General features: G+C 46.0%; 16 protein-coding genes. 6 read left to right on the forward strand and 10 right to left on the reverse strand.

All coding sequences use genetic code 11. The annotated features are described in order from the left end of the window. The first annotated feature begins 1 nt into the window (after window position 1). A complete protein-coding gene (locus tag PGW94_RS00420; RefSeq protein ID WP_410519509.1) occupies window positions 2-2,635 on the forward strand; it encodes a DNA translocase FtsK in 2,634 nt (877 codons plus the stop codon). A 195-nt stretch (window positions 2,636-2,830) separates the two neighbouring features. Here PGW94_RS00420 and PGW94_RS00425 read toward each other — a convergent pair whose 3' ends face one another. The 3 genes from PGW94_RS00425 to PGW94_RS00435 form a co-directional block, all read right to left on the reverse strand. After that, complete coding sequence (locus PGW94_RS00425; protein WP_271757290.1) at window positions 2,831-2,995, reverse strand: hypothetical protein; 165 nt, start codon at window positions 2,993-2,995, stop codon at window positions 2,831-2,833. 130 nt (window positions 2,996-3,125) lie between these two features. Beyond that, window positions 3,126-4,373, reverse strand: a complete 1,248-nt coding sequence (locus PGW94_RS00430) for a hypothetical protein (protein WP_271757293.1) — start codon at window positions 4,371-4,373, stop codon at window positions 3,126-3,128. Window positions 4,374-4,838: 465 nt separating this feature from the next. Then, a complete protein-coding gene (locus PGW94_RS00435; RefSeq protein WP_271757295.1) occupies window positions 4,839-6,035 on the reverse strand; it encodes an aspartate aminotransferase family protein in 1,197 nt (398 codons plus the stop codon). Window positions 6,036-6,189: 154 nt separating this feature from the next. Between PGW94_RS00435 and PGW94_RS00440 the strand changes: the two genes are divergently transcribed. Next, window positions 6,190-7,602, forward strand: coding sequence for a sensor histidine kinase (locus tag PGW94_RS00440; RefSeq protein ID WP_271757298.1), 1,413 nt, complete (start codon window positions 6,190-6,192; stop codon window positions 7,600-7,602). Window positions 7,603-8,021: 419 nt separating this feature from the next. Here the strand turns inward: PGW94_RS00440 and PGW94_RS00445 are convergent, their stop codons facing one another. Further along, window positions 8,022-8,858 (reverse strand): cell envelope integrity protein TolA, encoded by an 837-nt coding sequence (locus tag PGW94_RS00445; protein WP_271757300.1) that lies wholly within the window; start codon window positions 8,856-8,858, stop codon window positions 8,022-8,024. A gap of 301 nt (window positions 8,859-9,159) precedes the next feature. Then, entirely contained in the window at window positions 9,160-9,822 is a 663-nt protein-coding gene (locus PGW94_RS00450) for a MotA/TolQ/ExbB proton channel family protein (RefSeq protein ID WP_271757303.1), read from the reverse strand. A 524-nt stretch (window positions 9,823-10,346) separates the two neighbouring features. On the opposite strand from PGW94_RS00450, the gene mutL reads away from it, so the two are divergent. Continuing rightward, window positions 10,347-12,236, forward strand: coding sequence for a DNA mismatch repair endonuclease MutL (mutL, locus tag PGW94_RS00455; RefSeq protein ID WP_271757306.1), 1,890 nt, complete (start codon window positions 10,347-10,349; stop codon window positions 12,234-12,236). An 887-nt stretch (window positions 12,237-13,123) separates the two neighbouring features. Here mutL and dprA read toward each other — a convergent pair. From dprA to PGW94_RS00470, 3 genes are all read right to left on the reverse strand, one after another. After that, window positions 13,124-14,182, reverse strand: coding sequence for a DNA-processing protein DprA (gene dprA, locus PGW94_RS00460; protein ID WP_271757314.1), 1,059 nt, complete (start codon window positions 14,180-14,182; stop codon window positions 13,124-13,126). Window positions 14,183-14,603: 421 nt separating this feature from the next. Next, window positions 14,604-15,872, reverse strand: coding sequence for a beta-ketoacyl-ACP synthase II (fabF, locus tag PGW94_RS00465; protein ID WP_271757317.1), 1,269 nt, complete (start codon window positions 15,870-15,872; stop codon window positions 14,604-14,606). 159 nt (window positions 15,873-16,031) lie between these two features. Next, window positions 16,032-16,373, reverse strand: coding sequence for an acyl carrier protein (locus tag PGW94_RS00470; RefSeq protein WP_271757321.1), 342 nt, complete (start codon window positions 16,371-16,373; stop codon window positions 16,032-16,034). Between the two features lie 614 nt (window positions 16,374-16,987). Here PGW94_RS00470 and PGW94_RS00475 point away from each other — a divergent pair. Further along, complete coding sequence (locus PGW94_RS00475; protein ID WP_271757324.1) at window positions 16,988-19,660, forward strand: ankyrin repeat domain-containing protein; 2,673 nt, start codon at window positions 16,988-16,990, stop codon at window positions 19,658-19,660. Window positions 19,661-20,544: 884 nt separating this feature from the next. On the opposite strand, the gene rpmG is transcribed toward PGW94_RS00475, so the two are convergent. Beyond that, window positions 20,545-20,715, reverse strand: coding sequence for a 50S ribosomal protein L33 (gene rpmG, locus PGW94_RS00480; protein WP_011451011.1), 171 nt, complete (start codon window positions 20,713-20,715; stop codon window positions 20,545-20,547). A gap of 62 nt (window positions 20,716-20,777) precedes the next feature. On the opposite strand from rpmG, the gene PGW94_RS00485 reads away from it, so the two are divergent. Continuing rightward, window positions 20,778-21,593, forward strand: a complete 816-nt coding sequence (locus PGW94_RS00485) for a phosphatidylglycerophosphatase (RefSeq protein ID WP_333939406.1) — start codon at window positions 20,778-20,780, stop codon at window positions 21,591-21,593. A 118-nt stretch (window positions 21,594-21,711) separates the two neighbouring features. Next, window positions 21,712-22,170 carry a disulfide bond formation protein B gene (locus PGW94_RS00490; protein WP_271757343.1) on the forward strand — a complete coding sequence of 153 codons (459 nt, stop codon included), beginning with the start codon at window positions 21,712-21,714 and terminating at the stop codon, window positions 22,168-22,170. Between the two features lie 147 nt (window positions 22,171-22,317). Here PGW94_RS00490 and PGW94_RS00495 read toward each other — a convergent pair whose 3' ends face one another. Then, entirely contained in the window at window positions 22,318-23,229 is a 912-nt protein-coding gene (locus PGW94_RS00495; RefSeq protein WP_271757346.1) for a hypothetical protein, read from the reverse strand. Window positions 23,230-23,647 lie beyond the last annotated feature (418 nt).

A 23,647-nucleotide genomic window follows, 5' to 3' on the forward strand; every position in this document is an offset into this window, starting at 1 on the left:
AATGTTCCGTTCGATTGTCTTAAAGTGCTTTGTTGTTTTTCTCGTAGCTTCGGTGCTCACGTATGATGTCCATGACCATTCACTGAACTCTTCGGGATCGCATGGGGAAGGAGTTTACACGACTAACTTAATGGGCACGGTAGGGGCATATGTTGCTGATATACTTGTGCAGGTGTTTGGGTTTGCGGGATTTATTCCTGGAGTATATTTACTGTTCGGGTACAGGAATTTACCCAATGCGTGCCGTAAGGCATATGTTCCTTGTATGATCGTGCTTACTGCTTGTGTTAGTGGGATGTTATCAAAGGCTTCGTGGAAAATAGCTAGTAGATTTCACTATGGTGGCATAGTAGGTCATAAGCTGGCTGGTTTATCATACGCCGCATTGCTCAGCGTGGCTATAGTGTGTTTCCTAGTTACCATCGGATGGAGTGCGATTATTTTCTTGTCTAAGTCTTTGACAAAACTGCTGTCAGAGCTAAGGATGCGTACTAGCGCCTCCCGCATCCGTAAAAATAGCATTCCCGTAGTTCCACCTTGCAGCGAGGAAGCCGAGCGCTCCAACTCTCATCCATTAAGGTATAACCTCATGGAAGGCCATAATCCTTCTATAGGGGTTCCTGGTGCCTCAGCCTGTGATGATGCATTGCACAGCAGCAGAAAATGCTCAAGCGTAGTTTCTGAGAGTAAAGACCCATTGGGTGCTGTCCGAGTCATATTTCCTAACACTCTATACAAAAGATACGAGGAAAGGCGGCAAAACGATGCGGAGTGTGGTCAAGTGCAGGTTAAGGAGACACAGAACCGCCAAATCCACAGCGATGAGCGCTCATGGAGTTGTAGGGACAGCGAAGCTGAATGTGGCATGGGTGACGACGAGGACGATGCTTACGGAGTACCACGCACGGATGATGCTGTGGGGGCGGGCATGCACGACGAAGATGATGACGATGTGGAAGGCGAGTACCATGCATCAGATTCTGAAGAATGGATTGAGGAGCGCTATGATATCGACGAGGTTGGCGGCCTCACTACTGGTTGCTCTGGGAGCTTCGCGCCGCACAGCGATGTACATTCTCCCCCCGATCTAACATCTGTAACTCACCAATCGGATATATGTGAGGACTCCGAGGACGACTTTGTTGCAGAAAACTTCGATCTACCAACGGTGGATCTTTTGGAGAAGCGCAAAAACATACCACCTAAGTTTTTGGATTCATCATTATACAAGGATGAATCAGAGGAGCTTTACGCTGTGCTAAAGGATTTCGGGGTGTATGGCAAGATAATAGATGTACGATATGGGCCCGTTGTAACACTGTACGAATTTGAGCCATCGGCGGGAACTAAATCCTCCAGAATTATAGGATTGGCTGAGGATATAGCAAGGTCAATGAGTGCTATATCGACAAGAATATCTGTGATACCGGGAAGGAATGTGTTGGGTATAGAGCTTCCCAACCGTAGCCGGGAAATTGTCGTACTGCGTGATCTAGTGGAAAGCAAAGAGTATGCAGACCCAGAACTAAAGTTACCTATTATATTGGGGAAGGGAATAGACGGGGAGCCTGTTGTAGGAGATCTTACCAGGATGCCACATTTATTAATTGCGGGCACTACAGGTTCTGGGAAATCTGTTGGCATAAACACGATGATTCTATCGCTGCTGTACAGGTTAACCCCTGAGCAGTGCAGGATGATAATGATTGATCCCAAAGTGCTCGAGCTTTCAGTATACGATAACATACCGCATTTACTAACTCCGGTAGTTACTGAAGCTAAAAAGGCTGTTGCTGTGTTGAAGTGGGTTGTAGCCGAGATGGAGGAGCGCTATAGGCTTATGTCTGCAGTTGGCGTAAGAAATATCACTGGCTATAACGAGAAGATTGCTGATGCATGTAGCAGGGGAGAGTCTTTTGAAAGAATTGTACCTACCGGATATAACCGGGAAACAGGCGAAGCGCTATTTGAGAATCAACGCATAAGCAATGTTCCTCTTCCGTACATAGTAGTGGTGGTTGACGAAATGGCTGATTTGATGATTGTGTCGGGCAAGGAGATCGAGTCGTCAATTCAGAGATTATCCCAGATGGCTCGTGCTGCGGGTATACACATAATCATGGCAACTCAGCGGCCATCAGTTGACGTTATTACGGGAGTCATAAAGGCAAATTTCCCCACCAGAATCAGCTTTTCGGTAACATCCAAAGTGGACAGCAGGACTATTTTGGGAGAGCAGGGCGCTGAACAGCTACTTGGTATGGGTGATATGCTCTATATGGTTGCGGGCGGTAAAATTAGGCGTATACACGGTGCATATGTCAGCGATAGTGAAGTTCAGGATGTTGTGAATCACCTTAGAGTACAGGGTAGGCCAAGGTATGTGGAAGATATAGTTAGAATCCTCGACAGTGGCGACGAATTGGTGGATTCTGAGGATTTTGACTGTAAGGATGATGCACTATACGAAAAGGCGGTGGCAATAGTGTTGAGGGACAAGAAAGCTTCTGTGAGCTATGTGCAGAGACAGCTTAGAATTGGCTATAACAGAGCTGCCAATCTTGTAGAGAGAATGGAGAGAGAAGGGGTTATAACTTCAGCAGGGCACCTTGGGAAAAGGGAAGTAGTAAACTAGCCTTAGTCAGTAGGGGATTCCTGCAGAAACGAGTGGTACACGCTCGGCTCTGCAGGACCAAAAAGAGAGCCCCTTACCTCCTGTGTGGTACTGTCTAGGTCGCGGGAAAAGCAGCGCGAAGCACCGGCACACTTGGCCAATGGGGCATGCACCACGCCGTAAAACGGCTAGGGTGATCTCTCGCGGGGTAGGGCATCACAGGCGCGGCGACCGCGCCAAAATGCCCACCACCGCTTGAACTTTGTCATACGACACACGAAGACTTTCCCGTTGGGAAAAATTAGGTTTTTGCCTTTCTACAGGACCAGCGTCTTTATGTACTTCGATACCTGAAGACGGACAAAAGCGGGGCTGCAACAAAACGAACCCTCATTTATGGTCTCGACTACAAAGCACACACGCTACCTACGCCTAACCGTTCTTTTACACACAAAAACGTCACAGCACTTCTTACTGTCGCACGAAAACCTGCTCTTAGTTACAACTTCATTTAGGCAACGCGTTGAGCTTCAGTACAAACCCCTGCAGAGGCCAAAACGTGAGTCACGGCACTGCGAACTACAGGCGCTTGGTCAACAACAGACTCTGCCGGGCACGCTTCGCGCTCGACCTGTGCACTTACTGCCCGAATAGCAGCACCGCCACCGCAATGTGCTGTAGATCCTGCCGGTCCGAGATTACTATCGGATTCTGCGCACGCACTCTTGCATGAAATAGCGTCGAGCGAGTCTTCTTTCTGTGCATCTTGCCCCTCTTTTATCACATGCTCAGCAATAAATGCTATAAGGAACACAACGGCCAAAGCGGCTTGAGTATACAATAGTGCCTCTTGTGTGATGAAGAACAGTTGGTGAGTATTGCCCACGAGCAAATATGCCTCATACACGTGACACAGACAGTGCGCTGCTTCAAATACGGCGATAAAGATGAACATAGAAGATCTTAGGAACAGCGCTACCTTCTTGCGTAGGCTCGAAGATTTCTCACTTCCAGCCACAACAGGCTTGCTTGAAGCATGCTCCTTGTCTTCTTCCACAGCTTCGTCCCGAGACCCTGTAGTTCCAGATAACCTAGCAGCATCAGTACAGCGATTTGAGCCTTCAGCGTCGGATGACTCAGCAGTTGCCGTATTTGCAAGCGCCTGCCTTTTCTCCTGCTCACGACTCGATACCACTGCCTCGTACGCCCTTACGAAAGCAGAGAACATCCCGGTCAGGGGAGCTATTACAGACACACACAGCGAGAACATCACGAGTGCATCCCAGCTGTAGCCACTTTCCATTATAACAGAAGCAACACACAGGGATATCCACATGACGCTCGCAGCAATTGTGGCAATGTACTCAGTCTTCTTAAGCAAGAGCTCTTTCCGGCTTATTCTGCCCTGTTTCCAATCATCATTCGCTTCCCCGAGCGACACCATGGAGTCCACCATGAGTATGGAGACCAAACACGCCAAGGCCGCATAGTACCCAAGGGTTACCTTATGCACGGTGCCCTTAGACAACTGGAAGTGAATCACTGACAAGGTAAACAGCGCAGCGGAAAGCTCCAAAATGATGTCCGCGAAGGAAGCTATCAAGAAGACGTCCTTACCGCTGACCTGTGGCGCCTTGCGCTTTATCCTTTCTAGGAACGCAGGGTCGACAACGGGAGACTTCCGTCCCTCATCTTTCTCTTCAACCTTATCTTTGAGAGGGCTAATCAACCTCTGCGCCAACGATGATGGCTGTGTCATTATTTTTTACCAAGTGATCAAAGCTTTGCTTCCATGATATTATGTAACGCATGTAAAGTCAAATGGGGAAGGCATGATATTGGCTTCAATGGCTGAAATCAACACAACACCCTTGTGGGGTACTCACAAGTGTACACCTGGGAGTCATTGCACGCATGTGCCCGTTATCTTAAGGCACGGTGTTATAATATGCCATATGAAGCATGCAATGTACAATGTTCGAAATCACGTTGGTTACACATATCATGGCTACATTCGGAATCACAAAGTACTACAGAGTGTGAAAGCATTCTTAAACTTGGATAGGCCGCACGCTTGACACCGTAACAACATGATGCAGAAGGCGTAAGAACGTGAGTGAGCTGGATGAAGCTTATTACGTTATCAGAAGCAAGACTATAATCTGTCAATGCCGGCACAATGGCAATTCAAAAACATCTGGAGCCAAGTGCGGCAAAAAATGCCTTATGTGCGGTCCTCCACATGTGGGGTGTAGACTTCCAAGAACCGCTCAAACGTTTGCAGAAATTCATCAATTTCTGAACGGGTAACAATCAGTGGCGGTACCATTCTTAACACATTTCCAGAAGCGGGAGCGGATAACAATCCGTGTGATATCATACTTGCTGCCATATCACAAACTGGAACTGTGCTGTCTATTTCTAGACCTATAAGAAGGCCCATTCCCCGAACTTCCTTGATCAATTTATATTTTTCTGATAGCTCATAAAACCTTTTCATTAGGTAGCTTCCATTTATAGCAACATCTTCCATGAATTGGGGTTTTAGAACTTCACGAACAATGGCGTGAGCTACAGATACCGCCAAAGGATTACCTCCGCAAGTGGAGCCATGCATCCTCGGAGTAACAAATCTGCCAGCCCTCTCAGTAATAATACAGCCGCCTATGGGAAACCCTCCCCCCAGCCCCTTGGCCAGAGCGCATACATCAGGCGTTACGCCGGAGTGCTCATAGGCAAAGAATTTGCCAGTTCTTCCAGAGCCGCACTGCACACAATCAAAGAACAGTAATATGTCATGCTGGTCGCAGAGTGCTCTCAACTCCCTAAGTAGATTACTTTCCAATACGTGAATTCCGCCTTCACCCTGTATAGGTTCTAACAGTATGCCGCCAATGTTGCCTTTTTCCACTTCAAGGCGTATTGAGTCTATATCAGGACTAACACTTACGAACCAGTCTACATACGGGTACAGCATTGGCAAGAATCCCTTGGGTTCATTGGCCGAGCACGTTGCGTAGGTTCTGCCATGAAACGCTCGTCGCAATGTAATGACCTTGTACCTCTCTGGGTGTCCTATGCCATTTTGGTATGATCGTATAACCTTTAGGCCACACTCTACCGCTTCAGCGCCTGAGTTTACAAAGAACGCCATGTCGGCGAAACTTATACGCACAAGCTCCTCTGCCAGAAGCTCTGCTTCACTTATCTTGTATGTATTTGACACATGCCACAGCTTTGAAGCTTGGTTGCCCAATGCTTCTACCATGACTGGATGGCAATGCCCTAAGGCATTAGCTCCCCTTCCGGAGCTGAAATCCAGATAGCGTTTGCCGCTACCATCATACAAGTACACGCCCTCACCCCGAACGAAACTAATGTCAAACGGTGTGTAAAAGGGAATCATGAAGCTGCGATCCACATCTATCCCACAATCCAAACGCCAGGGTCAGGATAACTACAGTGTTTCAGCAAGGTCAACATAAATGTACCGTATGCAAACAAAAGATCATTTAGGATTGATGCATGGAGAGTATGATATTATTTTACTAGCACAACTAGAGCGTGGTGTCGCTATGCTTCGTAGGTCGCTTTTAAGCCTATTGCGTGTTGCATTAGCAGGTCTTTTCGCGTGTTCTGTTTGGTTCACCCATGCGTATGTTACGAACCGCGCTATTGAGAAAGTGGCCAGAGAAATGAATTCTGGGCTCAATGATATTTTTTCACATTCCATACTTCAGAAATATCTTGCAGTTTTACAGAAAGTTCCTACGCACGTAGGTTCTAACCCATACCACATTAACTTGGCAATAAAACTTCGTGCTGAATTTATGCAGGCGCTACACAAGCTTCACGGCGTCGAGTTGACGCTGTACAACTCGGATGGAGCAGTTATGTTTACTGCGGCGAGTCATAACGACGATGACGTTCGAGGCGTTGTACCGCTGACGTCAGAAAAACTTGAAGTTTTGCGTGGTGGTGATGTTACTTTCAAAAGGGTATCTTACGGTTCATACACTTCTGTTTTCCCAATAGTGCTTGCTCAAACCGGAGAACCCGTTGTTTTTCTACAGATAACAAAGGATTTTAGCGACGTGGCTAGATTCTTCTCTAACACCAACATGATGTTCATAATTCCTACGAGCTTAGCATTTGTTATGTGCGTAGCGCTCACGGTGGTTGTGTACCGAAAAAATGCCAAACTTCTAAGCAGCCAGTACAGCGCTAATCTTGAGCTTCAAGAGAAAAAGGAAACTGCAGAAAAAGAGAGTATAAGTAAATCGCAGTTTTTGGCAAACGTTAGCCATGAGCTGAGGACTCCGCTAAACTCTATAATAGGGTTCTCCGAGATTATTCAGAGTGAATCGCTGGGGCCACTCGGTCACCCACAGTACAAAGAGTATGTTCAAGACATATATGGAGCCGGAGTGCACCTTTTGAGCCTGATAAACGACATTCTGGACTTTACCAAGGCTGAGGACAATAAGCTATCAATAGAGCTGGTTAGGTGTGACCTCGGTAAAATTATAGAATCTTGCTGCAGCATGATGCTACCTAAGGCGCTGGAAGCAAAAGTAGAACTTAAACAAAACATGCCAGATTCTAGGATAGTGCTTCTAGCCGATGCAAGAAGGATGAAGCAAGTTATTCTGAACCTGATGTCAAATTCTGTAAAGTTTACTCCTGAGAACGGCTTTGTGAAACTATCAGTGGAAGTAAAAGATGGGCAGGTTGTAATAGAGATAAGCGATAACGGAATAGGTATAGCGCGCCAGGACCTATATAAGGTAATGTCTGTATTTGGCCAAGCAGATAGTGCTCATTCTCGCAGGTATGAGGGGACGGGGCTCGGATTGCCCCTAAGCAAAAGACTGGTCGAGCTCATGAACGGAACCTTCAGTCTCAGTAGCGAACTTAATCAAGGAACTGTAGTTACCTTGACCTTCCCATGCGTAGAGGAGCTAGACGATAGTGAAAAGGCTTTTTAGCACATGGTTCTCAACTCATCCCACACACCTAAGCTGGGCTGCAAGCTCGCTACATTGGCGACTAAGTAGACGACTGTGTGGCACATTGCTTTGGGTCGCTTTACTATAGGAGTCATACTATGGAAGTATGGTGCAAAAGTTACACCGATATTTTGCTGAGTAATCTTGTCCGTAAACACGCATGTCCCAGAAAGGCCACACGGTTATGGCGCACTTAATTAAGGTTATTTTGCCAGTTGAGTAGTTCTATCGGTTCGTTGTGTGTTTAGTTATAACCACTTGGGTTAGTATTTCATCCCAAACGCAGCACACATTGGGCACTTAGGGGTCTAACAGCGAGGTCGCGTTTTCCACCGCAGGAAGTGCTACACATTGACATAAGCTAGAGTTCGAGGGGATATCGGCACTGCCGAACAGTTCTAGTAAGGTTCAAATGTTACTACCATTTCATTCCACAGGCTGAAGTCTGTATTCACTAGATCTGAAACAGGGCTGCATCTGTGAACGGCGCGTAGGGCACTATCGGCAACGGCGCGAAAAAACGGATTCTGGCCGTACAAAAGCTCATCTGCAACGTTAGCCTTTATTACTGTACCATCAGGGCCAAGTGCTACGTTTATCTTTACTACAGAGTCTTCAGCGTGAGACATTACAGACGGTAGTGTCCAACAGCTGGCGAAATGGCTTACTACTGCATTCATCACCTTTCCAGAAATTCCTGTGTCTTTTTCTCGTGTACCCACCACACGAGCGGAATGTCTCGCCTTCCTTCTATTCGGACGGGGACCACCAATCTCCGTACCTTCAGTACGCTCTGCATGAGCAACAACATCGGCCTGCTCCAGGCCATCATGTAATGAGTCGCTATGTGATCTGGCCAGCGACATCCTGGCAGGGTTATAGCTCGAGATGCCGGGAGGCATGAGCCCAGACGCTTGACCAAGCCGCACATTGGTATCTTCCGAAAGGGCGTCGCCGGACTCCTTCGTTAAGTCGGCATTGCGGCAATCTGCAGGTCCCCCACGGCCACTTGGACAACCATCGGGACAATTAAGCCCAGTCCCTGAAGAACGTACTGGCGATGTATGCACAACCAAGAATACACACATAACCGCATGCACAAGCAAAGACGAAACAACATGGACATTGTTTCTCAGCGTGCTACGTATGCTCCAACCCGCTCCAAACATCGGCAACCACATTAGCTGAGTTTTCAACTGCTTTTCCGGCACGCAATGCAAAGCAACCGACCGCACACGACAACCCACATAGGCGCACACCCCACGGACCCCGAGGTAACAAGCCCCTCACACAGGCTACGCAGCATACGACCGGAAGGCTTATGACTTACCACTCGAAAACCAACCGCCTAAATACATAGTACTGTTTTTCAAAGCGGTCAAGACAACAGGATTAGCTTTGCATGTTCCATAAGCATCACAGTTTGCTATATTTTTACGATATTAAGAGAATACAAGCACAACGCAAGACCTGATACGGGACCCCACATGTGAACGATCCCTACGCCATAGGTGGGACTAACGAGACGCCGCACAACTAGGACCTGCACTCATTGTCCGCAATGAATGTGCTCAGCTCGCACACAAGATTACCAAGACGGTTAGATATTTTTGTCACATCGGCGGAAAACTTACTGTAAAACGCATTTGCGGGTATTGCGACCACCAGAGCCAACGCGGTCACATACAGAGCTTCGGCTATATCGGGCCCAAGTGACGCCATCTCCACAGATGCGCCAGTTGCCTGCAAAGACCTAAGACCTTCAACTGTTTTCCAAATTGCACCGAGTAACCCAACTAGCGGCGAAGATGACCCTACAGTTGCCAGCAGCTCCAAGTGCTCTTCGAGTTTACCAACAGCCCTGCTCAATGCAGCTCCCACAAATCTGTGAAAACCCTCTTTCTTATTTTGCACGAGCCTGGTATTCCGTATGCCGTGTTGCAGTATGGAAGATACAACGCCATCGCTACACTCCACTACTTCGTGGAGGTTCGTGGACATGCCCTGAGTGCTAAACAGAATTTCTAGGTCCCTTAACTCTTGTTTATGCTTTGCAAAGGATAAGTGTTTCTTGAAGATAACAGCCCAAGAAGCAATAGATAACGAAACAAGAACCAGCATCACAAGCTTTACCACGATGCCGGACTCCGCAAATACTCCAAGCACCGAGATTCCTTCATGCACGTAGTCAACAGACACACCTACACCTGAAAAGCCACCGCACAGTCGGTAATCTCTATACCTTTAATTGCTCGAGGTCAACACAAAAACTCTGTGCATAATAGCCTCCATTACCAGTGTAGCCTTCCTGGATCACAAACACTTTTTGTCGATGATATGCATGATTTTGAGTCGTACGAGTATACGCGGTGGTAGTTCTGCTGGGCAAAGGCTCTGGTAACGGTTATGATACACTCACAAGGCCCTCTAGGAGGGGATTGGAAGTGTGATAATTGACGAAGACTGTAAAACTAAAACTTAATCGTTGACCCATGTACTGTATGGTATAAAAGAAAAACTATTTTAAACACCATACACCGTAACCTATTATGACTGCATGGTTGGGCGTACCTATGAGAACAGTACACTTCTGCACTCTATCATCGAAGCTATTGTGATGTGTGATATTGCCACTTTTCAAAACAAATAAGCATGGTGTTGCGTGATTCCGTCATAGTTATACTATGGTATCGGGTTAGAGACGGTATTGTTGTGGTAGTGATGTGCCTATAGTGATTTTGAATGCTCATACAATAAATAAAATTGCTGCCGGTGAGGTTATAGATTGTCCTGCAAGTGTTGTTAAAGAACTGGTGGAAAACGCCATAGATGCCGGTGCAAAGAACATTAGTGTAAGCGTAGATAAAGGCGGTCGAAACCTCATTTCAGTGAGTGACGACGGTTGTGGTATTGCATGTGATGAAATGGAAAAAGCGTTCATAAGTCATGCAACTTCGAAACTCGCTGACGGCAATCTTGAAAATGTGACAACCATGGGCTTTAGGGGAGAAGGTCTGACATCGATCGCTGCTGTTGCAAGGGTTAAGATGGTATCTAAACATGTTGACGCGGAAAAGGCATGGTCAGTTACATTTGAGGGAGGGGAAAAAACGAAAGACCTTGCACCAAGTGTTTTGTCGTGCGGCACGCACGTAGAAGTCAGGGATTTGTTTTTTGCAACACCTACTAGGCTTAAGTTTTTACGCACAGAAAAAGCGGAAGTGCAGAGTATCGTAGATTTGCTAAATAAACTTGCGATAATAAACTACTCAATAGCGTTTTCGCTGACCATAGTGGAGCGCCAGGTTTTCAAGTATATGGCCCGTGGATGTCTTTCTGAGAGGCTGAGCGAGATGAGGTCCTTTGGCGACGTATTCTTGGAGCAATCACTCGAAGTTAGCAACTGCGTAGACTACTTGAAGGTTCACGGGCATGTCAGTCTTCCAACTTTTAACAAGTCGAAGCCGGGTATGGTGCACATTTTTGTCAATAACAGGCCTGTTCATAGTCAATTACTTCAGAGTGCGGTAAGATCTGCATATAGCGGATTTATTCCCAAGGACAGGTATCCTGTTGTTGTGCTAAGTTTGGATATCAATCCGTCATACGTTGATGTGAATGTGCATCCCAGCAAGCTGGAAGTAAGGTTCCGGGACAAGCGCTTGGTATACAAGGTAGTAGTAGACGCAATAAGCGAGGCTCTTTCTAGCAATGTGTACGCAAGATTTTCGCAAGACGCTGCGCATGCTGCAGGGTGTGACCACTTTGCCAAGGATAATTTCGAGAAAACCTACGAGAGATTTTCTGCAGTGGAAGAAGAGGGTGTGGAGCCTCTAGCGCGCTTCAAGCTAAAAGAGGACGTTCACAATATGCGTATGTCGTATGGAAATGAAACGGCCTTTGAGCACGGGGAAAAATTCAATACGAGTATGCACCCAAGTACGGAGACGTTCGATGATATGTCCTCAAAACACACTGTTTTACGTCCTCTGTGTGACAATAGCAAGGATGTCGGGGTGCTGATTGAGGAACATCCTTTGGGCTACGCCGTTTGTCAGCTGTTCGAAAGATACATAGTATCACGTGCGAAAGACTACGTTATCATAGTAGATCAACATGCCGCGCATGAGCGCCTAGTATGCGAATACATAAAGAAAGTCACAGAACAGGACGGGATAAAGAGGCAAGTGCTACTGATTCCTGAATTTGTGGAACTTGCGAACGAATATGAGTTTGATTTACTAAATGAACACCGAGAAGGGCTTTTAAAGCTTGGTCTTGTTATTGAGCCAATGGGCAATCTAACCATGGTAGTTAGGGAGGTTCCCACCGTTTTTGGCGTTGTAGATGCCAAAGCGCTCATTGCAAAGATCGTGGAGGAAATTATAGCTCGAGGTGAAGAGCTGTTTATGAAGGAAAAGCTGAGTCATATTTGTGGTACTGTGGCTTGCTACGGTTCTATAAGAAGTGGCAGAGTAATGAAGTTGGAAGAGATGAACGCTATGCTTAGAAATATGGAAAGTACTCCACATTCCGGACAGTGCAATCACGGAAGACCTACATACGTCAAACTCAGCCTATCCGAGATAGACAAACTGTTTGAGAGAACTTAGCGCACCAAGTAAAATCAGTTTTGCAAAGAATAGCAGCTGCAACGTGGTATTATGTTATCTACTGTCCAGTGGTATATCTGAGAGGCCAGGCTGCGTTGTAGACACAATACTCTGTAATGTACGCTGTCGTTGTATTCCGACTTGTGACGCAGTGGGTGATTGGGACAGAATTTTTATTCTCAGGAATAATCGGAGATATAATTCTCAACTACGCGATTTGCATAAGGTTTTGTGTTGTGTGTGCTGTAAAATACCATATCACGGCTGAGTAGAGACGTTACCGAGATTGTGCACATCACCAGTGCGAACCCTGTAACTGTTGATACGCGCACGGGATTTAAGTACATAACGTAATTCTGCACATGCGATAGTGTCAGTTTTCCGGAACCTTGGTAAGGAAGAGTTTTTAGTTTCCCTTGTTACAGTTACTGCATGGTTACCCAAAAGGGGTTCATAATATGCGATGTTAACGCAACGTGACGGTTGCCGCTATTGCTGCACGATACTAATAATCTGTCCAGGTCTTATGGCTACTACCCAAAGTATGTAGAGAATGTACTTTTTATTCATAGGTAGCCACCAGAGCGTGTTATGCACAGCGTATCCCAGAGCGGATAGGGGGGGGGGGACCAGTTCTAATGCGAACAAAGAATGCGGTGTGAGTTTTGTGTTAGCTATCAAGCGCCTTATGGATGACTCTTCAAGGTAGTGTTGCGACGTCAAATTGTTCTGCGGCCATAGCTAGTCGAATATGTTATGGTCCAACAGTAGAACGTGACTAAAATTGACAATTTACTGTGTAAAAAATGGCAATGTATGCTTACAGTTAAGAAAATCCGTCTCAAGTGAGGTATAGTACGTCAAGGAATCTTATGATAACTACCTTTTTAGATTGCGACTTCAGGGGGATATTTAGTCATGAGTGCAAACCTGTTACCAGGAAGTCTTTCGATTTTTCCTGAAAGCTCAAGGGCTAACAGCGCAGCCAGTAGTGAGCTAATGCTAATTTTGGTACAAGAAAGTAAATCATCGACACTGGTAGGTGATGCGCTAAGTTTGTTTAGTATCAATTGCTGAATCCGTTCCATGCCATTCCCGTAACGTGCAGTATCTCGGTGCTCAACTTCATATGAGTGCTGTCTTATGGAGAAAGTGCTAGCGGATGCTCCTAGTCCATTAAGGATATCCAAAGCAGATTCTACAAGAAATGCACCTTGCTTTATGAGATCATTGCTGCCAGAACATCTTGCATCCAAGGGTGAACCAGGTACTGCAAATAGATCTCTACCCTGGGAAATGGCAGCGTTAGCTGTTATAAGAGACCCAGATTTGCGCGAGGCTTCCACCACCACGACTCCCAGCGACAGTCCCGAAATTATGCGATTACGCTGTGGAAATAGCGCAGCTTTCGGAATAGTAGAAAACGGTAACTCGGAAATCAGCAAACCACCTTCGTTAGCAATCATCTTGTACAGCTTTGCATTTTCTCGTGGGTATATAACATTTATGCCATTTGCGATAATCGCAATAGTTGGCTTCTTTTTATAAATTACACTATGCACTGCGCTATCTATTCCTCGGGCTAAGCCAGACACCGTTACATAACCTTCTGCCGCCAGTGCAGTTGATAGCTCATACGCAATGCGCATTCCATTTGTAGAAGGAGTTCTGCTACCAACTAATGCAACAATATCTGTGCTACTGAGCAATGAATCGTCACCGAGTATGGTTATTACTGGTGGAGGATCAAATATATGTGATAACGTCTTCGGATAGTTTGCATCAAAAATACTTATTATTTTTGCTCCCATACGCTGACACATATCTAGTTCTTTTTCAGCCTCATACAGAGAACACACTGACTTTATTTTCGGACATTCCCCTGAACGCAGAGCATCTAAAGCATTTCCAGCACTGCGATAGAGTTCAATAAGTTTTTTAAACATCAGGGGACCGACTTTAGGTGTCCTCGCTAGCCTAAGACAATCCACTAGATTTTCAGAGCTGTCATGCGATAATATTTTCATATCCGTATAAAAATTAATTTCTTAAATTTATATAGCGAGAATTGAGAATCGTCGGGCAGTCTACCACGTAAAAAATACACCTTCAAGCAACAGATGTACTATGTATACTAAAAAACGCGATAAGAGCTGTACTGGATTACTGCAAGAAAGTGCATAACGTACTACTCCGCATTCAGGCATATCTGTCCTGCATATATGCACTTTTTATTGTGCCCAATTTATGTGTACGCGCAACTTATCAAGAGAAAAGCCTGGCGCCTCTAGCTAACCATGCACGCTGCGTGCAAGTTCAGTGGAGAGCTGCCCGATTCGCGCCACGTCTTCCAAGCCTTTACTTAACTTAAATGCGACTGAAGATAAGAGATGCGTTAACGCCACCGAATCCAAAAGAGTTGGAAAGAACATGCGATACTGAACGTTCTTGTGCTACAAGAGGTACAAGGTTTAAATCACTATCTTCTGTCGAATCGTGTAAATTCAGCGTAGGAGGTATTGCACCACTGCGCAATGCTAGAACCGAGAATATGGCCTCCACACCACCGGCGGCACCTAAAAGGTGACCTATTGAGGACTTCGTCGATGAAATGGCTAGCTTCTTAGCGTGATCCTGAAATACACTTTTCACTGCCGCAATCTCCACACTGTCCCCTACTGGTGTAGAAGTTCCGTGTGCGTTAATGTAGCCAATGTCGCTACAAGTGATACCAGCCGCCTTGAGGGCTAATTCCATAGCATGCGCACCGCCAACACCTTGAGGGTGGGGTGCGGTAATGTGGTGGGCATCCGATGTGAGACCATAACCAGAGAGCTCTGCCAAAATCCTAGCACCGCGCCTCTTCGCGTATTCATAGTCCTCAAGAACCATGACACCAGCACCCTCACCCATGACGAATCCATCTCGGCCACTATCCCATGGTCTCGATGCGACACTCGGTGTATCGTTGTATTTTGTAGATAATGCTTTGATTACGCCGAACCCAACCAACCCGGCGCGGCTTATTGCCGCTTCTGCACCGCCAGCAACAACAACATCGCAGTCGCCAATTTTGATAGCACGAGCAGCTTCCGCTATCGCTATAGCTCCCGTAGCGCAGGCACTCACGACAGAATTACAGTAACCAGTAAATCCATACTTGATCGAAATGTGCCCAGGTAGTAAGTTCACCAAACTTCCAGGTATGAAGAAAGGGCTCACACGTCTAGGCCCCCGTTCTACAAGTGTGGTAATGTTTTTCTCAATGAAAGGCAAACCTCCAATTCCAGACCCCACTAGCACGCCTATGCGACTCGGGTCGTAGTTACTGTCAAGTATGCCGGCATCTTTGAGCGCCATGTCGGCAGCGGCAACTCCAAACAAGATAAAGTTGTCTACTTTTTTTACGTCTTTACCGTCTACCCAAACCTCTGGGTCAAACATGTAATCATCTGCTTCGCCTTTGGAAACTACTTGGCCACCTATCTTGCAATCTAGGTCACTAACATCGAACCTGCTAATAGCGCTGATACCGGACTCACCCTTCACCAAACGATCCCAAACCGACGCAGTGTCAACGCCCAAAGGCGTCACCAGCCCGACACCGGTTATCACAACTCTCCTGCATTCAGCCATTTTTGCACACCACAAATATATCCACAAACCTTATGCCGAACCTATGCGCCTGCAACTTACACCAATACAGTGAAAGTGCGTAAGGGCGTTTAACGTCATAAACCATATACGCACTGCAGTCAACACCGTGCACTTTGCCGTAAAACAGAAACAGTTAGCTCAGTTTTCTTCCTGAGCATCAGAATCACTCTTGCTTGCAATGTAATGACAGATATCGTCAACAGTCTCCAACTTTTGTGCATCCTCGTCAGAGATGTGAATTGAGAACCTTTCCTCCAATGACATTATAAGATCAACGAAATCCAAACTGTCGAGATTAAAGTCTTTTGCCAAATTAGTAGTGCCGCAGAGCATGTCCTTCTGTTCGTCCTTTAGCTTTAGACACTCAATTATCGACGCCATAACGTGTGGTCTGACTTCTTCAACTAATCCTACGTTGACCGCGCGCTCCTTAGCAGAATTTACGCCGACAGCCTCTCCACGTGTCTCACCACCTTCCATACATACCCATAACTAAAACCAAAGAAAACCACCGCCCGCGCCAGAACAGCGTGGCACTAGAATATACCTATAAAAATTAGGAAATCAAACATAGAATTGACTACTCGGTGCAGCGCCCATGAAACTTTGCTGTTAGTAGCCATGGGAGCGGTGTAAATACTGTTATGTGGTTCACGGACACTTCATGTTACTTCCAGAGTAGATGGGGCGCAATGATAGGGGCTATTATCCAATCTTAGTTATGTTCGTCAGCGCGCTTAACCAACGTTATATACAGAGTTACAAAGTAGCACATGTGTGGGATATGGCTTGACAAATCGCAGAGAAAAATGTGGTGAAGTGTTAAGAAATATAATGCAAACTACACATCTTCAGATACCACAGAGCTGACATGACACATAGTGCGTTCTTAATACGTGTGACAAGCAATAACCTCTATAGTCGCGCAGCATAAGCGTAATTCGATGCGTGTTAACGTGCAATTAATGTAAAGAAATTAGTTATTACCCCTGTATTAACTCCAAACGTGCAATAAATCTCTTACATACGTCCGCAACTTGCATAAAATCTGGATTTCCGAAAAATTGAGACATCACAAAGACATTGGTAAGTGCATGGGGATGCCTTTAACTATGCCCAGTGACGACGGGGGTACTGTCTCCCAAGAAGTAGTACGTAGAATGAACTGTGTAACAAGAAGTGTCGATGTTCTAAGCGAGATCGTACGGGCGTGTAAAGAGGATGAGCAGTTTGCGAAAAAAAGGCTCTGCGTTCTACACAACAAGACTAAGAATAGCTTTGTATATGCTGTCTCTGCAGATACGCTTCCAATCGTCCACTGGTCCCGAAATGATACGGTAGTATTGCATGAATGTTATGTAATACATATCCCATTTATAGTGGGTAGTTCTGTGTATGTGGACGATGTCTGCGATGTATGTGAGTTCATTGTCCGCAGAGGTGGAGACATTGATTCCATTGCGCAGCAGAAGGCTGTAGCGAGTCCTGTTGTTGCGGAAAATATATTGAAAGCTGTGTGTGAGCAGGACGAGAAGACGCCGATATTTTATGCAGTCGAGAAAAAGTGTGCACAAATGGTTAAGAAATTAATAAATCTCGGTGCACGAAGTGATATAGGCATGCGTGAGACCTACAATAGAAGCGATAATGTGTTAGCCGTTGTGTACGCCATGCATGAGGCCCTTAAAGGTTACGAGAGGGAAGATGGATCATATGAGGTAATTGATTTATTGCTAGACAGCATTGGAGTAAACAATCTCATAGAAGCTATGGGTAAAGACAATGCCACAATGGATGTGGGACTGGGTTTTGTGGCAATGATAGGTCTGGATCTCGAGGTTACAGCAGGAGTCCTTATAGAAGCTGTGAGTGGTGAGCACTTGAACATTATAGAATTCTTTTTAAAGTGCACCAGGGTGCTAAGAAACGAATTGAACAGCTTCAAGGCTACGCAGAAGTACAAAAACATGTACTTCGGCAGGATTTCTGTGAGACGAGCAGAGTCAGAAAATGCCGCTCGTGTAGATAGCCTCCAGTTGACTACTAGGTTTCGCAAGTGTAGTGTGTTCGCATACCCTTCGCTAGAAGTTTCCTACTCTCCTTGTGAAAGTAGGAACACAATGTATTCTGCAGATATTGGTAATGCGGATACACAGATTTTAGCCTTGGCAGCGTATTTTGGCCATGTAGAGGTTGTCAAATGGCTACTGGCGAATGAGACTATTTGCATCAACAGGACGAATGCGTATGGGTATACTGCGCTTCATTTTGCAGCATCTATGAACTACGTTGATGTGGTGGAGCAGCTTCTAAATGCAGGTGCGTCGGTCGTACCTAAAAAAATGCCATTTACTTCGGCTGCGCATGTAGCAGCGCTAAACGGAGCGCTTGAAGTCATTTCGTACCTTCATAATAAACAGCCAGAGTCGTTGCTGTATCTTGATGCCGATGGGCAGAACATTCTACATTATGCAGCAGGATGTGCTAGCGACAGTGTGAGAGTTGTTAAGTACATCGTTGAGAATGTGAAGGCTATAGACCCTCATGTGCGGTCTGATGCCAATAAAGGACACGATGTTATAATGTCCCATGCGTGTGAGGAACTGTCTCGTACACAGAGTGAAGGAGTCACTAAAGCAGATAGAGACAGGATTGATGAACTAGTTTGTGAAAGAGGGCATTCATCCAGTGGTAGCACGCCGTTGTACATTGCTGTAGAATCAAAGAATCTAAACATAGCAAAGTTTCTAATAGAGCATGCTGGGTGTGATCCCACGGTGATGGGCCCAGGAGGTAGCACTGCGCTAAATCTGAAGACTGATAGTGGGACATTGTTGCACATGGCAGTGCGGGCGAGAGATCTGGGTTTTGTGAGGAAGTTACTGAGTTTCAGTGAGTTAGACTTGAATGTCAGGTCTCACGGTCGTACGCCTATGGATTTGGCAATTATAAACAGGGATAAGGCGGTAATAAACATATTACTTGAAGATCCGCGACAAAGCCTCACAACGGAAGTCAGCTGCAGGATGGTGCCATACTCAAAAGTTTTGTCTGCTAAAGGCTTACTGGACTACAACGGAAGAAAAGTGATGATGCGTAGAGCACGTAACGCTAGTAGATCCAGGCGTAGTGCTGTTGCTTGTGCTGGAGTAATAACATTCGTTGTTGCGGCGTTTGTAGTCGCCACTGTTCTCAACGCAAACTCTCTAATTCCAGCTTTAGGCCTGAGCTTTAGTTCTACACTATCATGGAAGGTGCAAGCCATATGTATTTTGGCGCTCACTGCGCCTATAAGCGCTGTATATATCATCTACTGCAGATCGCAAGTTGTTAAGGAAGGACAAAGTTGTAGAGAGCATTTACACTTTCCTATGGGGCACGAAAGACAAGTGAGATCCAGAAAGAAGGATAATTCTGATAGTTCGAGCAGATATTCTGATAGTATGGGGACATCAGGCTCTGGTGGCACCTACAAGGACCTAGAAAGCTTGGATGAGTATCTGGCGGATGTTAGCGAACCTGCAAATCACGGTTCCCGGTATAGACGCCGCAGGGTTGCGCTTTATGGTGCAATAAAAAGCCACTTTTCTCCTCAAGAGGGGGATGTTCACGATGTAAAGCGTGGAATTTTGTGTTCGTCACAGAGTTGTAGTAGTGAGTCTTCTTCTCCTGGGAGTCGCATAAGTGGCTTTCACAACCGTAATCGTGAAATATCACCTGTCATGGTGAGCACTTGCCACGGAAGTAGGATGCCCTTTGTAAGGTAGCCGTATACTTAATCATATGTGTTTCAGATCATGATGAATGCGGTGTGTAGCGCGTACTGCAAACAGGCGCACGTTGGATGTTTTTACGTCCGGTCTCAAAAGCCATTGTTTTGCGAGTATTTTGCGGCGAATGGTAGGTGTGGATCCATTCCAGTTTGTCCAGTGTTATGGCGAGTTTGTTTTGCAATGTTTTCACAAGAAAGCAGATGTTATTGCTCACAGTAGAAGGATGAGTGTTTAGCGTTAGTCTCCCTTTTACCGTTAATTAGTGGAGCGGTAGCGGGTAGCACTTTGGCAGTAAGTATGGATTTAAAATAATTTTACGTTTGGTGCGAAAAGCGTTTGAGTTATGCGTATGTTGATTTGTTAGGTCAACGCGCGCTCTTCCTTATGTTAGGATAGCTGCTTCACATGTGTTGTACTGTCAAAATGCCGGCTCTAATACCGTAAATGTGGTGATGTTTTTAGTTGCCCTTCAAAGATAAAGCATTCTTCGTATCCGCTACCGGTTTCGTAAGCGGTAAATCTACAGTTGATTTTGATTAGTACTTCTTAACTGGAATTTTTCGTTTTCGCCTTTTTTCCATCTGTTTCCACTAACAGCGACAGCAACCAGTTTTTTTCCAAGGAGCATAGCTACGGAACGATGATACCTGGGCAGATATAAGAGCTACCTGAAGGCTAGAATTCCGTTTTGCCTAAAACATGAGAACAGGCTCGCGCACGGACTCAACACTATGTACAAACCCGACACGAGGACCTTCAGCTACCATATCTACGAATATGATGAGCGAAATGGTGATAAACGCAGGCGCACAGCAGAAAACCCACCCCGGCCCTCAACAGGCTCGAGAACGGCAAAACCTGCGTAAACGACTAAGCTATTACCTGAGTTTTTCTTCCTTAAATAACACATGCTTCCTTGCCACAGGATCATACTTGCGAAAAGAAAGCTTCTGAACTAGCTTTTTTGGGTCACGCTTCTTCACGTAAAAATACCCAGTACCTTCACTGCTTACAAGCTTTACCAGCAGAGTAGCGCCCTTTTTAGCCACGGAAAAACACCAAACACGAAACGGCTGAATTCTACTAGTTCTCCTTGCACAGGTCAAGCTATTTGGAAAAACAATTGACATACTTGCGGGAAAAGGTATTTAGTACTGGGTCGCGGGAGTTTTGGCTCTGTTTTGTAGAGTTTGATATGTTAAAGTCCTTTTGCAGGCTTTTGATGAAGCTTGTCCGTGCGGTTGTCCCAGCTAAGATGATAAGCACTTTCATGGGCATGGGGCACCTTCCCGCTTGGCAGGAGCACTGGACTGCGCTTGCGGTTTTGTTTTTTGCCCATGTATTGTGCTACATAGTGTGTGGCTCTCCGCCGGTTCTGGCTAATGCAGCGTTTAGTACAGGGTTAGTTCTGGCACCGTTCTTCTTGCAGATCTCGGTTTTATTACTGTTCCTTGGTGCGATTTCCATATTCGTCATGAGTGGTGACCGCGATGTAGGGGTGTATGGTGGTGACACAATAGTCATACAGGTGGCGTTCGGGCAGTTATTGACAGCTGCTCTTTCTATGCCTGCAACAGTAGCGCTCTACGACAGTTTGATGCACCTGTACAACAAGGTCTGTTCTGGAATATTTTTGTGTCCTTTGTGGTTTAACTACTTTATGCACCTGTTGGTGTTTTTCCTGTTGCCTTTTGTCTTCTTCAACGTGGTGATTTTGATAAAGCCGTGGCCCATGTCTATATTGCAGCTCCGGTATAGCAACTGCGTCTCCATTATGTCGGAGGGAGTTGTGTTGGCTTTTTATTCCCTTGTTGTCATGTATATGACTGCGTTCATATGCGTCAGTTTGCAAGTATCCAGCGCTGTGAAGTACATGGGAGCTGTTTTTGACTTTGCGCTTGCCGGCCCCAGAGCATTTATAGGTTGACAGAGTGTATCGTGTAATCAGTGCGGAGGCTGTTATCCCGTGCATATGTGTATGTTGCCGTGCGAATGGGGTTTTGCCTTTAAACGGGGAAGTATCCAGAGGAGGGAAGTGAACGCGTATGAAGAAGTGTGGAGTTCTTTTTTTTACAAGTAGTGCTGTGGCGCTTGTAATTGCCTACGTGTCTCAGTTAGGTTTCGGTCTCGTTCCATGTAAACTGTGTTTGTACGAGCGCATACCATACTTTGTGTCAATTGTTCCAGCACTGATCATGGTGCTAAAGGGTTATAGAAGCATGTTCTACGTAGTTACTGCAAGCTATCTCGTTGGTGCTTTGATATCCGGTTACCACGCTGGTCTCGAGTATGGTTGGTTCTCAGACTTTTTGCACTGTGCCGGAGATGTAAAGCTTGGTGCCAGCTTAGAAGATGTAAGGTCTAGCTTGCTAAGTAAGGAAGAAGTTGTTTCGTGCAAAGTTCCAAGTTTGGTATTCTTGGGCCTATCACTTTCGGGGTGGAACGCCGTATACATAATTTTGTGTCTATTTATTGCCTTCTGTTTTGCAAGGGGACGCAAGTAAGTCATAGAGTGGTTTGGGCTGCGCAAAGGGGCTGCAGAATTCCTGCTGTGTACATTACAGAGGTTCCACACGTCCGTAGGGTTTCTTAACAAAAACAAACCTCGATTGCGTCCTTGTTACGTTACGAATCGGGCGCTTAGGTTATGGTCAACGCAGCGAGAATAAAGACTCAACTGATGGTATGGATTCAACAGCAGAGCCCAGGAGCGTGGAGATAGGACGAGGCTGCTTAGTGGCGACTATCTCGCCGAAACTGTGCTCAAACTTGTCAAGGTTTAGCGAATAGCATACGTTCCTTACGCATGACTCTGTACTTTCGTTCAGAAGTAAATCAGCAAGCGTCCGTTTCGTGTAAGCCTTGTACGCCAGAACAGGCGCAACAAACGCAGCAGCCACGGGTATAAACGCGACAAAAGCAACAGGTGGTAGCATAAGTAGTGCTAATGCTGTACCCGAGACAATGCCAGCAGCAACTTTTGTGATAAAATCAATAGGTGTAGCGAAGCACTTGCTTAACGCGGAGCCAGACACTTCGTTTGTACGCAAAGGTCGTAGATGTTGGTACAGGCCTGCAGCACAGGATAATGCAAACAGTGCGGTTGTGAACATGAAGCCCGTTACAGTCAGGGTGGTTATCACTATCGCAGAAAATACTGTTGCTACGATGCCAAGGGTTATGATCAGGAGAGTACCAAGAGAGGCTGACAGGAAAACTAGCAGTCCACGAAAGCCAGACGTATTTTCGTGCTTATCTTTCGCGCGGTAAGAGCTGCTAGAGCCGTATAAGCGCCTGCGAAACCTTCTTTCCAGCTGTTTTATCAGAAAGTGTAGGAGAGACTTTGTACTCCTAGCGATAATTTTCCCGGCGGAGCCTACGTACCCAAGAGATATGCCTAGCACAGAGGCGGCCCGAACCCAAATATGTGCCACAAGCCTTAACATGCGCAACGACGAAGCAAGCGACATTGCCAAAGCGAACGCAGCAATCACCGGAAGCGCATTCAATGCCCTGTTTTGCGACAGTGCGGACAGGCCCACATGTGCATTATAAAGTGACATACCACATCTCATACCGTTAGGCACACAGATCCACACTACAGGGAAACGTCGTGTGTATTCTACCTACACGTGCACTGCAGTCAACCGATTTGGTTTGCAAGGTAAGTGATGCTAAACCACCATAACGCTTGTTTGCCAACTTTGATCAGCAATTCAAGCACTTTGTAGATGTTGGCAACGTTACGGTATGGCAGAAATTGCTCGTGTTCAATTTTGATAATTTCTAACGTGCCAGTGGGTTTTGTCATATGCTGACTGCGAGTAATCAGGAGAATTGTTTTTGGATACTTTGCTGTCACAAGGGCACTGTAGTTTATGCAGAGTGTGTAGCAAATCCGTTTTAAAATTGTCTGCCCAACTCTAGGCTAGTCGGACTACTTCAAATTTTGAACGTGACACGTAATCAGGTTTAAAGCTG

It is taken from the genome of Candidatus Anaplasma sp. TIGMIC (genome assembly GCF_028204095.1).
In the GTDB taxonomy this organism is placed as follows: Bacteria; Pseudomonadota; Alphaproteobacteria; order Rickettsiales; family Anaplasmataceae; genus Anaplasma.